General features: G+C 74.0%; 17 protein-coding genes and 1 pseudogene. 7 read left to right on the top strand and 11 right to left on the bottom strand.

What is annotated here, in order from left to right:
• Positions 1-7: 7 nt before the first annotated feature.
• Genes ACIA8R_RS43300 through ACIA8R_RS43290 form a run of 3 tightly spaced genes read right to left on the bottom strand, consistent with a single transcriptional unit; the run spans position 8 to position 2,344 of the window.
• Positions 8-652 carry a response regulator transcription factor gene (locus ACIA8R_RS43300; protein WP_357699718.1) on the bottom strand — a complete coding sequence of 215 codons (645 nt, stop codon included), beginning with the start codon at positions 650-652 and terminating at the stop codon, positions 8-10.
• Positions 643-1,743, bottom strand: a complete 1,101-nt coding sequence (locus ACIA8R_RS43295) for a sensor histidine kinase (RefSeq protein ID WP_397043435.1) — start codon at positions 1,741-1,743, stop codon at positions 643-645. The genes ACIA8R_RS43300 and ACIA8R_RS43295 overlap by 10 nt, the downstream gene beginning before the upstream one ends.
• Positions 1,727-2,344, bottom strand: a complete 618-nt coding sequence (locus ACIA8R_RS43290) for a DedA family protein (protein WP_357699714.1) — start codon at positions 2,342-2,344, stop codon at positions 1,727-1,729. Before ACIA8R_RS43290 ends, ACIA8R_RS43295 begins: the two co-directional genes overlap by 17 nt.
• Positions 2,345-2,518: 174 nt before the next feature.
• On the opposite strand from ACIA8R_RS43290, the gene ACIA8R_RS43285 reads away from it, so the two are divergent.
• On the top strand, positions 2,519-5,170 hold the full coding sequence (locus ACIA8R_RS43285) for a DEAD/DEAH box helicase (RefSeq protein WP_397043433.1): 2,652 nt from the start codon (positions 2,519-2,521) through the stop codon (positions 5,168-5,170).
• Positions 5,167-6,306, top strand: a complete 1,140-nt coding sequence (locus ACIA8R_RS43280) for an SWIM zinc finger family protein (RefSeq protein ID WP_397043431.1) — start codon at positions 5,167-5,169, stop codon at positions 6,304-6,306. Before ACIA8R_RS43285 ends, ACIA8R_RS43280 begins: the two co-directional genes overlap by 4 nt.
• Positions 6,307-6,396: 90 nt before the next feature.
• Here the strand turns inward: ACIA8R_RS43280 and ACIA8R_RS43275 are convergent, their stop codons facing one another.
• A complete protein-coding gene (locus ACIA8R_RS43275) occupies positions 6,397-7,881 on the bottom strand; it encodes a pyridoxal phosphate-dependent decarboxylase family protein (protein ID WP_397043429.1) in 1,485 nt (494 codons plus the stop codon).
• Between the two features lie 107 nt (positions 7,882-7,988).
• Between ACIA8R_RS43275 and ACIA8R_RS43270 the strand changes: the two genes are divergently transcribed.
• Positions 7,989-8,495, top strand: coding sequence for a ricin-type beta-trefoil lectin domain protein (locus tag ACIA8R_RS43270; protein ID WP_357699706.1), 507 nt, complete (start codon positions 7,989-7,991; stop codon positions 8,493-8,495).
• A 21-nt stretch (positions 8,496-8,516) separates the two neighbouring features.
• On the opposite strand, the gene ACIA8R_RS43265 is transcribed toward ACIA8R_RS43270, so the two are convergent.
• Positions 8,517-9,086 (bottom strand): WHG domain-containing protein, encoded by a 570-nt coding sequence (locus ACIA8R_RS43265; RefSeq protein WP_357699704.1) that lies wholly within the window; start codon positions 9,084-9,086, stop codon positions 8,517-8,519.
• Between the two features lie 69 nt (positions 9,087-9,155).
• Here ACIA8R_RS43265 and ACIA8R_RS43260 point away from each other — a divergent pair, with 69 nt between their 5' ends.
• Positions 9,156-9,653: an FBP domain-containing protein gene (locus ACIA8R_RS43260; protein WP_364088651.1), complete on the top strand. Its 498-nt coding sequence runs from the start codon at positions 9,156-9,158 to the stop codon at positions 9,651-9,653.
• A 7-nt stretch (positions 9,654-9,660) separates the two neighbouring features.
• Here the strand turns inward: ACIA8R_RS43260 and ACIA8R_RS43255 are convergent, their stop codons facing one another.
• The gene (locus ACIA8R_RS43255) at positions 9,661-10,608 is read right to left on the bottom strand and encodes a GNAT family protein (protein ID WP_357699700.1); all 948 of its coding nucleotides are present in this window, start codon (positions 10,606-10,608) and stop codon (positions 9,661-9,663) included.
• Between the two features lie 43 nt (positions 10,609-10,651).
• On the opposite strand from ACIA8R_RS43255, the gene ACIA8R_RS43250 reads away from it, so the two are divergent.
• The gene (locus ACIA8R_RS43250) at positions 10,652-11,242 is read left to right on the top strand and encodes a TetR/AcrR family transcriptional regulator (RefSeq protein WP_357699698.1); all 591 of its coding nucleotides are present in this window, start codon (positions 10,652-10,654) and stop codon (positions 11,240-11,242) included.
• Between the two features lie 7 nt (positions 11,243-11,249).
• On the opposite strand, the gene ACIA8R_RS43245 is transcribed toward ACIA8R_RS43250, so the two are convergent.
• Together ACIA8R_RS43245 and ACIA8R_RS43240 are read right to left on the bottom strand one after the other, a co-directional pair.
• Complete coding sequence (locus tag ACIA8R_RS43245) at positions 11,250-11,888, bottom strand: NAD(P)-dependent oxidoreductase (protein WP_397043426.1); 639 nt, start codon at positions 11,886-11,888, stop codon at positions 11,250-11,252.
• Positions 11,889-11,942: 54 nt separating this feature from the next.
• Positions 11,943-12,074 carry a hypothetical protein gene (locus ACIA8R_RS43240; protein ID WP_397043644.1) on the bottom strand — a complete coding sequence of 44 codons (132 nt, stop codon included), beginning with the start codon at positions 12,072-12,074 and terminating at the stop codon, positions 11,943-11,945.
• On the opposite strand from ACIA8R_RS43240, the pseudogene ACIA8R_RS43235 reads away from it, so the two are divergent.
• Positions 12,025-12,369, top strand: a pseudogene (locus tag ACIA8R_RS43235) (SDR family oxidoreductase); the annotation flags it as partial. The gene ACIA8R_RS43240 and the pseudogene ACIA8R_RS43235 overlap by 50 nt on opposite strands.
• Positions 12,370-12,437: 68 nt before the next feature.
• Entirely contained in the window at positions 12,438-12,629 is a 192-nt protein-coding gene (locus tag ACIA8R_RS43230; protein WP_397043424.1) for an SDR family oxidoreductase, read from the top strand.
• Positions 12,630-12,644: 15 nt separating this feature from the next.
• On the opposite strand, the gene ACIA8R_RS43225 is transcribed toward ACIA8R_RS43230, so the two are convergent.
• Genes ACIA8R_RS43225 through ACIA8R_RS43215 form a run of 3 tightly spaced genes read right to left on the bottom strand, consistent with a single transcriptional unit; the run spans position 12,645 to position 13,982 of the window.
• A complete protein-coding gene (locus tag ACIA8R_RS43225; protein ID WP_357699691.1) occupies positions 12,645-13,043 on the bottom strand; it encodes a VOC family protein in 399 nt (132 codons plus the stop codon).
• Positions 13,040-13,657 carry an SRPBCC family protein gene (locus tag ACIA8R_RS43220; protein ID WP_397043422.1) on the bottom strand — a complete coding sequence of 206 codons (618 nt, stop codon included), beginning with the start codon at positions 13,655-13,657 and terminating at the stop codon, positions 13,040-13,042. Before ACIA8R_RS43220 ends, ACIA8R_RS43225 begins: the two co-directional genes overlap by 4 nt.
• Positions 13,644-13,982 (bottom strand): metalloregulator ArsR/SmtB family transcription factor, encoded by a 339-nt coding sequence (locus ACIA8R_RS43215; protein WP_357699687.1) that lies wholly within the window; start codon positions 13,980-13,982, stop codon positions 13,644-13,646. Before ACIA8R_RS43215 ends, ACIA8R_RS43220 begins: the two co-directional genes overlap by 14 nt.
• Positions 13,983-13,989: the final 7 nt, after the last annotated feature.

The following is a 13,989-nucleotide window of genomic DNA, read 5'->3' as shown; positions in this document are numbered from 1 at the left end:
GACCCCTTCAGGACTTCAGGAAGTGCAGGACGGCCAGCACCCGGCGGCTGTACCCGCTGGCGTGCGACAGGCCCAGCTTGTCGAACAGCGAGTTGACGTGCTTTTCCACCGCGCTCTGCGAGACGTGCAACTGCGCGGCGATCGAGGCGTTGGTCATGCCCTGGGCCATGCGCTCCAGCACCTCCCGCTCCCGCGCGGTCAGCCGGGCCAGCGGATCGACCTGCGTGGTACGGGCCAGCAGCTGCCGCACCACCTCCGGATCGAAGGCCGCGCCACCGGCCGCTACCCGCTCCAGCGCGTCCAGGAAGTCGCCGACCTGCGCCACCCGGTCCTTCAGCAGGTAGCCCACGCCTTCGACGTCGGCGCTCATCAGCTCGGTGGCGTACCGCTTCTCCACGTACTGCGACAGCACCAGAACCTTGACGTGCGGCCAGCGCCGACGGATCTCCAGCGCCGCCCGCAGCCCCTCGTCGGTGTGGGTCGGCGGCATGCGCACGTCGACCACCACGACGTCCGGGGCGTGCTCGGCCACCGCCGCCACCAGGGCCTCGCCGTCGCTCACGGCGGCCGGCACCTGGTGGCCCTCCTCGCCCAGCAGGCGTACCAGGCCCTCGCGCAGCAGCGTGGAGTCCTCGGCCAGGATCACCCGCACGGCAGCACCGCCGACACCGTCGTCGGGCCGCCGGGCGGGCTGACCACCTCGAAGGCGCCGTCGAGCGCCGCCACCCGCCTGGCCAGCCCGGAAAGGCCGCCCCCCGAGGGCCGCGCGCCGCCCGTCCCGTCGTCGCCCACCCGTACGAGCACCCTGTCGTCCTCCTGCCTGACCTCGACCGTCACCAGCGTGGCGGCCGCGTGCTTGGCGGCGTTGGTCACCGCCTCGCTCACCACGAAGTACGCCGCCGTCTCCACCGCCATCGGCGGCCGCAGCGGCAGCTCGCACACCACCGTGACCGGCACGCCCGCGCGCTCGGCCACCCCGGCCAGCGCCTCGCCCAGCCCGAGGGAGTCCAGCCCGCTCGGATAGACCCGCCAGGCCACCTCGCGCAGCTCGGCCAGCGCCTGCTGGGCCTGCTCGTGCGCCTGCCCCAGCAGCTCCGGGCGCCCCCGCCGGGACCGCCCGATGAGCATCGACAACGCCACCAGGCGCTGCTGGAGCCCGTCGTGCAGGTCACGCTCGATCCGGCGGCGCTCGGAGTCGACCGCGGCCACGATCCCGGCCCGGCTCTCGGCCAGCTCGGCGATCCTGCGCTCCAGCGCCTTGGTACGGTCGGGCCCCAGCATGCGCCCGGCCAGCCGCCGCTCCAGCGCGTGCACCCCCGCCAGCCCCGACAGGGCGATGAACAGCAGCACGCACCCGCCGACCACGAAGTAGAGCACCAGCGGCGGCGTCGGCGTCATCCCGTCGTAGGGCTCGCCCCGGGCCCAGGCCCCCAGCAGCAGCACCCCGGCGCGCGCGCCGAGGACCAGCAGCGTCACCACCAGCCCGCCCAGCACCCCGGCCGGGATCCTGGCGGCCAGGTAGCGCGCCGGCCGCGTGTCCCACCCGGACAGGGCGTCGAGCGCGGCGGTGTCCAGGCGCAGGCGGCGCGCCTCGAACGCGGCCAGCCGCGCCGCCCGCTCCCGCACCCGCGGCCGGCCCAGCACGGGCAGGGTGAGCAGCAGGAACAGCGCGCCGGCCGGCGCGGTGAGCCCGCCCAGGACCACCGCGCCCAGCACCTTCAGCCCTTCAGCGGCGGTTCGCATGCCGTCCTTTGCGCCGTTCCGTCAGCCGTACCGTGACGAAGACCACGATCGCCAGCGCCACCAGGCCGATCACCACGTTGGTGCCGATGCCCACGTAGGCCTCCACCAGCGACCAGTTCTCGCCGAGAAAGTATCCCGCAAGCACGAAGATGGTGTTCCAGATGGCGCTGCCGGCCGTCGTGAGCAGCGTGAACGTCACCAGCGGCATACGTTCCACACCCGCCGGCACCGAGATCAGGCTGCGGAAGACGGGGATCATCCGGCCGAAGAAGACGCTCTTGCGGCCGTGCCGCAGGAACCACGCCTCGGTCTTCTCGATGTCGGACACCTTGACCAGCGGCAGCTTGGCGGCGATGGCCAGCGTGCGCTCGCGGCCGAGCATCGCGCCCACCCCGTACAGCGCCAGCGCCCCGGCGACGGAGCCGAGCGTCGTCCACACCAGCACCTCCAGCAGGGCCAGCTCGCCCCTGGCGGCGGTGAAGCCGGACAAGGGCAGGATGACCTCGCTGGGCAGCGGCGGGAACAGGTTCTCCAGCATGATCGCCAGCCCGGCCCCGAAGGCGCCGAGGTTCTCCATCAACGCAATCAACCAATCCGTCATGTCCCCCAGGCTACGAATGATCGGGTAGACCGGTAATGAGGCGGACTGCCGGATGTGCTCTGTGGTAAACCACACCCCCACGTACCGTACACTGTACGGTCTATGAGTCCTCTTCCGGATCTGGCACGACACCCAGCGATCTTCCGACCCGGCGATCCCCCCAGGTCCGGTCATTTGGTCTTCCTCGACGACGAAGGCGACGGCACAGCCACGGTGATCGAACAGGACGGTGACGGCTCGCCCCGCCCCCGCGAGCGCGCCGTCACCGAGATCCCCGTCGCCGACGCCGTCGCCGTGCTGGCCAGGGCGCGCGCCGACGCCGCCGCGCACCCGGCCACCCGCTTCTGGGGCGCCGTCGCGCTGGTCGCCCTCCAGCTCGTCACCCGCGGCCGCATCCTGCCCGCCGTCTCACCCAACGGTTACGACTCCTGGCGCGCCGGCCCCCTCGACGCCGCCGACGCCCGCCGGGTGCGCGAACTGGCCGAGGCCATGCCCGCCGCCGCCCGCGCCCTCCCCGTGGGCGACCTGCTGCTGCCCGACGCCGAGCCGCTCGTGCGCGCCTTCCTCGACGCCGTGGCCGACGCCATGCCCCGCTCGCCCGGAGCCGTACGCGCCACCGGCACCACCGCCTTCGCCGCCGTCAAACCCGTCAAGGTGCCCCACCTGCGGCCCTGGGCCCAGGAGGTCTCGGCGGGGCTCGACTCCGGCGTCCGGCTCTCGCTCCGGCTGGAGACCGACGACCTGGCCCAGGCCGACTTCCGGGCCGTCGTCCAGGTGCACGGCCTGGCCGACCCCTCGCTCGTCGTGGACGCCGCCGACCTGTGGCAAGGACACGACCCCGGGTTCGGCCCCGGCGCCAGGATCGAGGTCACCCTCGCCCTGCGCCGCGCCGCCCGCGCCTGGCCCCGCCTGGAACGGCTGCTCGACCACGCCGTCCCCGACGAGCTCGCCCTCACCGACGGCGACGTGGAGGACCTGCTGACCGGCGCGGCCGACCGGCTCACCGCCGCCGGCGTCGAGGTCCACTGGCCGCGCTCCCTCGTCCGCGGCCTGAGCGCCCACGCCGTCGTCGGCGAACGCGACAGCGCGCCCTCCGACCTGCCCTCCTTCCTGGGCGGCCACCACCTGACCAGCTTCAACTGGCGGCTCGCCCTCGGCGGCGCCCCGCTGAGCGCCGCCGAGATGGACCTGCTGGCCGAGTCCCACCGGCCCGTCGTACGGCTGCGCGACCAATGGGTGCTCATCGAACCCGGCCTGGCCCGCAAGGCCCGCCTGCGCGACCTCAAACCCCTCACCGGCCTCCAGGCGCTCGGCGCCGCGCTCACCGGCACGGTCGAGATCGACGCCGAAGGCGAACCAGAACAGATCCCCGTCGAGCCCACCGCCTGGCTCGCCGACCTGCGCGACCGGCTCACCGCCCCCGACCCCGTCGACCCGCCGTCCGGCCTGGCCGCCACCCTGCGCGACTACCAGCTCCAAGGGCTGCGCTGGCTGGCCAGGATGACCTCGCTCGGCCTGGGCGGCTGCCTGGCCGACGACATGGGCCTGGGCAAGACCATCACCCTGATCGCGCTCCACCTGCACCGCGCCGGCACCGGCCCCACCCTCGTCGTCTGCCCGGCCTCGCTGCTGGGCAACTGGGAACGCGAGATCACCAGGTTCGCCCCCGGCGTCCCGGTCCGCCGCTACCACGGCGCCGCCCGCACCCTGGCCGACGACGGGTTCGTGCTCACCACGTACGGCACCATGCGCCTGGACGCCGCCACCCTCGGCGCCCACCCCTGGGGCCTGCTGGTCGCCGACGAGGCCCAACACGTCAAGAACCCCGCCTCCGGCACCGCCAAGGCGCTGCGCGAGATCCCCGCCGCCGCCCGCGTCGCCCTCACCGGCACGCCCGTGGAGAACAACCTGTCCGAACTGTGGGCCGTCCTCGACTGGACCACCCCCGGCCTGCTCGGCCCCCTGACCCGCTTCAGGGCCCGCTGGGCCAAACCGGTCGAGTCCGGCGACGCCGACACCGCCGCCCGGCTGGCCAGGCTCGTCGGCCCGTTCCTGCTGCGCCGCCGCAAGAGCGACCCCGGCATCGCCCCCGAACTGCCGCCCAAGACCGAGACCGACCGGCCCGTCCCCCTCACCACCGAACAGGCCGCCCTGTACGAGGCCGTCGTCCGCGAGAGCATGACCCAGATCGAGAACGCCAAGGGCATGGCCCGACGCGGCCTGATCGTCAAACTGCTGACCGGGCTCAAGCAGATCTGCAACCACCCCGCCCACTACCTGCACGAATCGTCCCCCCGGCTGACCGGCCGCTCCGGCAAGCTCGAACTCCTCGACGAGCTCGTCGACACGATCGTCGCCGAGGACGGCGCCGTGCTGGTCTTCACCCAGTACGTCGCCATGGCCCGGCTCCTGGACAAACACCTGACCGGCCGCGGCGTCGGCACCCAGCTCCTGCACGGCGGCACCCCGGTCGCCCGCCGCGAGGAGATGGTCGCCCGCTTCCAGGACGGCCACGCCCCCGTCTTCCTGCTCTCCCTCAAGGCCGCCGGCACCGGCCTCAACCTCACCCGCGCCGACCACGTCATCCACTACGACCGCTGGTGGAACCCCGCCGTGGAGGACCAGGCCACCGACCGCGCCTACCGCATCGGCCAGACCCGGCCCGTCCAGGTGCACCGCCTCATCGCCGAAGGCACGATCGAGGACCGCATCGCCGCCATGCTGAGCGCCAAGCGCTCGCTCGCCGACGCCGTCCTGGCCTCCGGCGAGGCCGCCTTCACCGAGCTGACCGACGCCGAACTCGCCGCACTCGTGGAGCTCAGATGACCGCCGTACGCGGATTCGCCGCCTTCCCCCCGCAACGCGCCGGCGCCCGCTTCGCCACCACCTGGTGGGGCCAGGCGTGGATCAAGGCCCTGGAGGACACCTCGCTCGACCAGACCCTGCTGCGCAAGGGCCGTGCCTACGCCAAGACCGGCCAGGTCGGCCCGATCACCGTCAGCCCCGGCAGGCTCGCCGCCGTCACCGAGCACGAGTACGACACCGTCGTCCGCGTCGAACAGCTCACCGACGCCGCCTGGGAACGCTTCCTGGACCAGGTCGCCGCCAAGGCCGGGCACATCGCCGCCCTGCTCGACCGCGACGTCCCGCACGACCTGGTCGAGGCCGCCGAGGACGCCGCCGTGCCGCTGCTGCCCACCGTCGGCGACCTGGAACCCGAATGCTCCTGCCCCGACTGGGGACACCCGTGCAAGCACGCCGCCGCCCTGTGCTACCAGGCGTCCTGGCTGCTGGACGGCGACCCGTTCGTCCTGCTGCTGCTGCGCGGACGCGGCGAGCGGGACCTGATCGAGGCCCTGCAGACCCGCCACCTGCCCCCGGCCCAGCCCCCCGCCGCCGGCGCGGGGACCACTGCCGCGGCCGGTGGCGTGCCCGCGGCGCAGGCGTTCGCGGTCGGCCGGCCGCCGCTTCCCGAACCCCCGCCGCACGAGACCGCCTTCACCCCCCTGGCCCTGGACCCCGCACCCGGCGTGGACGTGGCCGCCCTGGCCGTGCTGGCCGCCTCCGCCGCCGGCCGCGCCCGCCAGATCCTGCTGCGCGGCCGCCTGGAACCGCTGACCGAACACCAGGACCGCGTCCGCCTGGCCGCCGAGCACGACCTCGACCTCGGCCTGGAACCCGCCGTCCAGGCCTGGCGCTACGGCGGCGCCCCCGGCCTCGACGCCCTCGAAACCCCCTGGACGCCGCCCCGCCAGGACCTGGCCAGAGCGCAGGCGCTGCTGGAGTCCGGCTGGGACGGCGACCCCCCGCCCGGCCTGGAGACCTGGCGCAACCGCTGGACCCTCGGCCCCCGCCAGGTCCGCTACGGCCGCGACGGCCGCTGGTACCCCTTCACCCGCCACGACGGCCACTGGTGGCCCGCGGGCCCCCCGGAACGCGACCCCTCCACCCTCCTCCTCTGACCCCGCCGCGCCGGCGCCCCGAACAGACGGGGCGTCGGGGTGGGGCCGCGATGCTGAAGGCTCCGGGATGGCGGGCCGAGGTGGGGCCGGTCAGGGGGCGAGCTCCTCGGCCTCGCCCGCCGCCGCCACCGCCGCCACCAGCCGGTCGAGGTCGGCCGGCGTGGCGTACGGGTTGAGCAGGGTCAGCTTGAGCCGCACCCGCCCCGGCCCCGACCCCGGCAGCTCGGTACGCCCCACCACCGCCCGCCCCTCCCGCAGCAGCCTGCGCCGCAACCCCGCGTTCACCTCGTCCGAGCGCGCCGGATCGGCCGGCACGTACCGGAACAGGAACGCGGTCAGCACCGGATCGGCGTGCAGCTCCAGCCGCCGATGGGCGCGCACCGCCGCCGCGCCGTGCCAGGCCAGGTCATGGCAGGCCTCCACCAGGCGGCCCAGCCCCGCCCGGCCCAGCGTGCGCAACGTCACCACGATCTTGAACGCGTCGGCCCGCCGCGTGGTGCGCAGCGAGTACCCCAGCAGGCTCGGGTAACCGGCCTCCTCGTCGTCGGCGGGGTTGAGGTAGGCCGCCCGCCGGGCCAGCGACGCGTACGTCTCGGCCCGGCGCACCAGGAAGACCCCCGCCGCGGCCGGCTGCCAGCCGAGCTTGTGCCAGTCCAGCGACACCGAGTCGGCCAGCGCGAGACCGTCCAGGAGCGGCGCGAGCCGGTCCGACAGCAGCGCGCCACCACCGTAGGCGGCATCGACGTGCAGCCAGGCGCCGTGCTCGGCGGCCAGCGCCGCGCACGCCCGCAACGGGTCGATCGCCCCGGTGTCCGTCGTGCCCGCCGTGGCCACCACCGCCACCGGCAGCTCCCCACGCCGCACGCTCGCCCCCAGCGCCCCCGCCAGCGCGCCGGCGTCCATCCGCAGCTCCCGGTCGGCCGGGACGGCCACCACCGCCTCCTCCCCGAGCCCGAGCAGCGCCGCGGCCCGCCGGACGGAGAAGTGCACCGCCTCGGAGGCGAAGACTCGCGGCCGGGCCGAGCCGGCGGGCCCCCGCCCCGGCAGGCCCGCCAGCTCGACCCTGTCGCCCGCCGCCCGGCCCACCACCGCGTCCCTGGCCAGCATCAGGCCCATCAGGTTGGACTCGGTGCCGCCCGAGGTCAGCACGCCGGCCGCCGCCGACCCGAACCCCACCAGATCGGCCAGCTCGGCCAGCAGCGACGTCTCCAGCGCGGTCGCGGCCGGCGCCTGGTCCCAGGAGTCCAGCGACGGGTTGAGCGCCGAGACCGCCAGATCGGCCGCCACCGCCACGGCCAGCGGCGGACAGTGCAGATGCGCCGCGCAGAACGGATCGGCCGGATCGGCGCTCCCGTAGGCCAGCAGCTCGGTCAGCGCCGTCAGGCCGCCGCCCTCCGACGCGAACGCCCGCGCCACCTCGACCGCCAGCTCACCGGGCGTGCCGGCGGGCAGCGGACCGGCCCGCCGTCGCGCGCCCTCGGCCAGGGCGGCCAGCACGTCACGCAGCAGCGGCTCCAGCGCGGCCGCCCCGCCCACGCCGCCGGACAGGGCCTGATCCGTCGTCACATCGCTCACCCGGCCACTGTGCGGCACCGGCGGCCCCGCGGCCAACACGCACCCCGATGGAACGCCATGGAACGCCCAGACAGATGGACACTCGCAACGACCAGAAGGAGACCCCCATGAGACACCTGCGCCGGATCGGGTACGCGCTGGGCGCCGCGCTCGCCCTCGGCCTGATCCCCGCCACCGCCCACGCCGCGACGCCCGTCCACGTCAAGGAGGCCGAACAGAGCAAATGCCTCGACATCCGGACCGAGGACGACATCTTCGTCCCCGGTGCCCGGCTGCAGCGCTTCACCTGCCACAGCGTCAACGAGCAGCAGTGGGAGATCCTCCCGCTGGCCGGGGACGCGTTCCTGCTGCGCAACCCGCTGACCCGGATGTGCGTGGCGGCCGAATCGGCCGGGTTCGGCGCGCAGGTGGTGGAACGGGCCTGCGGCGAGTCCGACCCCGCCGTCAGATGGTTCACGCTGGGCGGGGTGCCGTTCGTCAAGGGCTCGGGGTTCAACCAGATCCGCTCGGCCCTGGCGTCGGGAAGCTGCCTGGACACCCTGGACACCTTCGTCAAGATCTTCCCGTGCTCGCCGGGGCTGACCAACAAGGCCCAGCTGTGGGCGGCCGTCTGAGCCCGGTCCTCAGGCCGGTTCTCAGGCCGGGGGCCAGTTCCGCAGGACGGCGTCCAGGGCGTCCAGCGTCCTGGACCAGGAGGACTCCACGTCGCGGGGATGACGGCGGAACCCGCCGGCCGTCTCCAGCGTCACGTAACCGTGCAGCGTGCTGCTCATCATGCGCAGCGCGTCGGTCTGGTCGGGCTCGGACAGGCCGTAGGCGCGCAGGACGGCCCGCGTCAGCTCCGCGTGGCGGCGGCCCGCGCTGACGTCCAGCGACTCGGAGTCGAGCTCCAGCTGGGTGGCGGCGTACCGGCCCGGATGTTCCTTGGCGTAGCCGCGGTAGGCGTTGGCGAAGGGCACCAGCGCCTCCTTGCCCGACCGGCCGGCCAGCGCGGCGGCGGCCCGGTCGGCCATCTCGCCCAAGGCCAGCTCCGCCACCCTGAGCCGCAGCTCCTGGAGGTCCTTGACGTGCGCGTACAGGGCGGCGGGCTTGACGCCGAAGCCGCGGGCGAGCGCGGAGACGGTCACGTTCTGGAAGCCGACCTCGTCGGCCAGGTCCGCGGCCGCCCTGGTCAGACGGTCGACGGTCACTCCGGCGCGGGCCACGACGGCACCCCTTCTTAAAGGCTTTAAGTATTTGCATACTACCGTTAAGAAGGGCTAGCCTCCACAACCATGAGACCCCTGACCGAACCCGACATCCGCACGTCGTTCATCAACTGCACCAAAGGCGAGGCCAAACGCGTCGGCCTGCCCAGGGAACTGGCCGACCTGCCCTGGGACGACCTCGACTTCCTCGGCTGGCGAGATCCCGGCGCCCCCGAGCGCGCCTACCTGGTCGCCGAACGCGACGAGGCCATCGTGGGCGTCGCCCTGCGCGTGACCTCCGGCGCCCCGAGGGCCTTCACCTCGCGCAGCATGTGCTCCTTCTGCCTGACCACCCACACCAGCGGCGGCGTCGCCCTGATGACCGCCCGCCGCACCGGCGAGCCCGGCCGCCAGGGCAACACCGTCGGCCAGTACCTGTGCGCCGACCTGGCCTGCCCCCTCTACCTGCGTGGCAGGAAGCAGGCCGCGGGCGCCGGCGTCGTGGACGAGTCGCTGACGCCGGCGGAGAAGATCGCCCGCACGCACGCCAACGTGCGCTCCTTCCTGGACAAGGTGGCCGCCTGACCCGGCCTTATTCGTCGTCCCAGGCCATCGAGCTCATCCGCCACCCGGCGGGCGTCCGGACGAACTGGGTGGTCTTGCGACCCCCGCCCTCGAACGGCACGCCGTCCCGGACGCCGGACTTGCGGTAGTCGCTGAACCGGTGCGCCACCGACCCGAAGATCTCGGTGCGCTCGGCGACCTCCCACTCGCGGAACTCGGTCAGCGTCCCGTCGGTGAGGATGCGCTGCCGGGGCTCGACGAAGCCGTCCAGGTCGTGGACCACGGGCTCGGGCCCGGTGTTGTTGACGATCATCGCCTGCGGGACGAACAGGTCGCGCACGACGCCGACGTCGGGGCGGCGTCCGCCGGTGTTGGTGAAGGCGCCCATGAACGCCGCCATCAGCCCGTCGAGCTCGGCCTTGACGCCGCAGGGCGGCCCGTCGTCGGCCAGCAGCGACCAGACCTCGCTGTCCTGCCGCTCGCCCCGGTACGGGAAACGCTTGCGCAGCACGCCGTCGCGGGTCATCCCGAGCCGGCGCGCCACCTCGACGCTGCGCGTGTTGCCCGGCGAGACCCACCATTCCACGCGCGCCATGCCGCGCTCGGCGAACGCCCAGTCGATCAGCAGCCGGCAGGCCCGGGTCACCAGCCCACGGCCCGTCCCGGCCGCCTCCAGCCAGCAGCCGATCTCGCACACCCCCGAGACCGCGTCGAACCGGGTGAACATGACGCCGCCGACCAGCGTGCCGGCCAGCCAGATCCCGTAGATGCGGGCGCCGTCGCCGGCCTGGTCGTCGGCATAGCGCTGCAGGACGGCCGTGGCCGAGGCCAGGTCGGTGCTGCGCTCGGCCCACGGGATCCACGGGTCCACCAAGGGGCGGGCGCGGTCGATGTGGTCCAGGAACTCCTGGGCCTGCCAGGGCTCCAGCGGGCGGAGCTCGGCGTCATCGCCGAGCGGCAGTGTGAACACGGACACCGTCCAAGGTACGTAACGAGCGTTCGGTATGTAAGGTAGCAGCATGCCACCCGCAGCCGGAGACCGTGAAGCCCGCCGCGAGGACGTCTCACAGGCGGTCTGGCAGGTGCTGGCCGACAAGGGGTTCGGCGGGCTCACCCTGCGCGCCGTCGCCGCCGCCATGGGCGTCTCGACCGGCCTGCTCATGCACTACTTCCCCACCAAGCGGGCCCTGGTCGGGCACGCGCTCGACCTGCTGGAGCGGCGCACGGCCGGCCGCCCCCGGCGCCGGGCCCCCGCCGCCGGCCTGGCCGCCCTGCGGGCCGCGCTGCTCGACATCCTGCCGCTGGCCCCCGCCGACGTCGCCCGCAACCGCATCTGGGTCAGCTCATGGGACCTGGCCCTGGCCGACGACGACCTCGGCGCCGGCCAGGCCGCCCGCTACACCCGGCTGCGCTCGGCGCTGCGCGCCCATCTGGAGGCCGCCCGCGACCTCGGCGAACTGCCTCCGGCGGCCGACCCCGAACGGCTGGCGGCCAGTGCCGTGGCCTTCGTCCACGGGCTCGTCGTCCAGGCGCTGTTCGACCCCGGACGCTTCCCCGAAGAGACCCAGACGGCCCTGCTCGACGACTTCCTGGCCTCGATCGCGGCCTGAAACCCTGCTACGTGGCCACCGACACCACGTGCCCCGCCGAGGCCGGGTCGGCGGCCAGCTTCAGCATGCAGTCGGCCAGGTCGGCGCGGGTGGTGGAGCGGCCCCCGCGCAGGTTGAGATCCCGGGCCGTGCGGTAACGGCCGGTGAGCCCGCCGTCGAGCAGGCGCGACGGGCGCACGATCGTCCAGTCCAGGCCCGAGGCGCGCAGCAGGCGCTCGGACTCGGCCAGGTCGGTGTAGGAGTTCTTGAGCAGCGGCTGCAGGATGAGGGGCTTGAGCACGTACCGGGTGACCGCGCCGTCACCGGCGTCGGCGACCAGGCCCGCGGCGCTCACCAGCAGCACCCGCCGGACCGAGACGCGCGCCATCGCCTGGGTGATCGAGCGCATGCTCGACGAGTGCACGGTGGTCGGGCCGCGCCCGCGCGGGCCGAGCGCGATCAGGACGGCGTCCCGGCCCTTGATCGCCGGGGCGATGGCCTGCGGGTCGGCCAGGTCGGCGGTCACGGTCTCGACGCGGCCGCGCAGCCCGTCCGGCAGCCGGGCGGGATCACGGACGACGGCGGTGACCTCGTGGCCCGGGTCGAGCGCCTGACGGACGAGTTCGAGCCCGGTGCGGCCGGTCGCGCCGAAGATGACGAGCCTCATGTCGTGCCCTTCGCGAGAGGGTGGGTGAACACTTACTCACCCTACTCGCCCCCCTCAGCCGGCGGGGACGGGGACGTGGGCCGCCGCCAGGGCGCGCGCCGCCTCCACGACCGCCGCGCGGCGGCGGGCCGCCGCCGTGGACCGAGTCCGCACCTCCGCCGCCGCGATGGGCACCGTGACGGGCATCGCCGCGGACGGCAGCGACGAACACGACCTGCGACGTGTGCTGGACGAGGCCGGCCCCGTGGACCACGTCCTGGTCACCGCGGGCGACCTGGCCGGCGGCCCGTTCCTCGACACCCCCGTCGAACAGCTCCGCCAGGCCGTGGACGGACGCTTCTGGGGCGCCTACGGCGCGGCCCGCGCCGCCGCCCGCGTCCTGCCCCCCGGCGGCTCCATCACCTTCAGCTCCGGCCTCTACCTCCAGCGGCCCATCCCCGGCGCGGCCGCCGCCATCGCGATCCTCGGCGCCGTCGAGGGGCTCACCAGGACGCTGGCCGTCGAGCTCGCGCCGATGCGGCTGCGCGTCAACACCGTCAGGTACGCATCGTGGACACCCCGCTCTCGCGCGGCACCGTCGGCCTCGACGGCGCGGAGGCGGTCGCCGCGGCCGGCTCGGGCACGCCGCTGGGCCGGTTCGGCACCGCCCAGGAGGCGGCCTCGGCCTCGCTGTTCCTCATGGCCAACAACTTCGTGACCGGGACCGTCCTGACCGTCGACGGAGGCCAGAGCCTGGTCTGACCTCCGTCGCGGCCGTCAGGCCAGGTTGAGCTGCCAGGACACGCCGAAGCGGTCGTTGACCCAGCCGAACTTGGTGCTGAAGCCGTACGAGCCGATCGGCATCAGCGGCCGGCCGCCCTCCAGCAGCGCCGCGTACAGCCGGTCGATCTCCTCCTCGGTGTCGCACGCGACCCAGATCGACATCGAGGGGGTGAAGCCGAACGCGTGCTGCTCACTGCTGTCGATGCACATGTACTCCTGGCCGGCCAGGGTGAACGTGGCATGCATGACGGTGCCCTCGGGCCCCGGCCCGCCGGGGCCGTAGTGGGAGACGGCCACCACCTTGGAGTCCTCGAACAGCGACACGTAGAAGTTCATCGCCTCCTCGGCGTCGCGGTTCTGGAACATCAGGAACGTCGTGGTCTTCTGGCTCATGACTGGTCCTCCGTCGGTAGGTAGAAGTCGGTGGTGGCGGCGACCGCGGTGGCGGCGGACTCGGGCGAGGCCCCCGCCTGCTCGAACGCCTCGCCCCACGCCCTGCTGCTGGCCGTGATGTAGCTCCGGCCCTCGCCGGTCAGCTCGAAACCGGCCTTGTCGGGCAGCGGCGCACCCGAGAGGTGCAGGCCCAGGCCCAGAAGCGCGAGGTCCCAGCCCACGCCCACCGCCCCGGGCCCGTACCTGCCCCACATCTCCGGCGGCACCTCGGCGGTGTGGCGCAGCTCGAACAGGGTGCCCCCGCCCTCGGGCGACAGGCGCACCTCGACCTCGGAGAAGCCGGGGTCGAGCCCGAACAGCCAGCTCACCCTGAGGTAGGAGGGCGGCTCGCAGTCGAGGATCTCCCCGCCCGCGTTGCCCTCCAGCTGGTACGTGCCCCCCAGCCGCAGGTCGCCCGAGACGGGCATGAACCAGCGGGCGATGCGCTCGCCGTCGGTGCAGGCCTCCCAGACGTCCTCCACCTCCGCGTCGTAGCGGCGGGTCAGTGACACGGTCTTGCGCTCGCCGTCCTTCAGCTCGCGCCTGATCCGGGATATCTCGTCAAGGCTGTCCATCGTGCTTCTTTCTTCTGCCCCGCGCCAGCTCGGTGGCCAGCGCGTCGAGGCGCTGGTCCCAGAACCCGCGGAAACGGTCGAGCCAGAGGTCGACCTCGCGCAGCGGCGCGGCCTGCACGGCGTAGAGCCGTCGCGTGCCCTCGGCCCGCACGCTGGCGAACCCGTTGTCGCGCAGCACCTTCAGATGCTGGGAGACCGCCGGCTGCGAGATGCCGAACTCTCGCTGGATGACTGAGGTGACCTCGCCGGAGCTCTGCTCGCCGCCGGCCAGCAGCTCCAGGATCCGGCGGCGGACCGGATCCCCGAGGACGTCGAACGCGTGCACGACCTCA

Source organism: Nonomuraea sp. NPDC051191, assembly GCF_044455665.1.
GTDB lineage: Bacteria > Actinomycetota > Actinomycetes > Streptosporangiales > Streptosporangiaceae > Nonomuraea.
The sequence above is the reverse complement of the archived record's forward strand: the minus strand, read 5'-3'. Positions and strand labels throughout refer to the sequence as shown.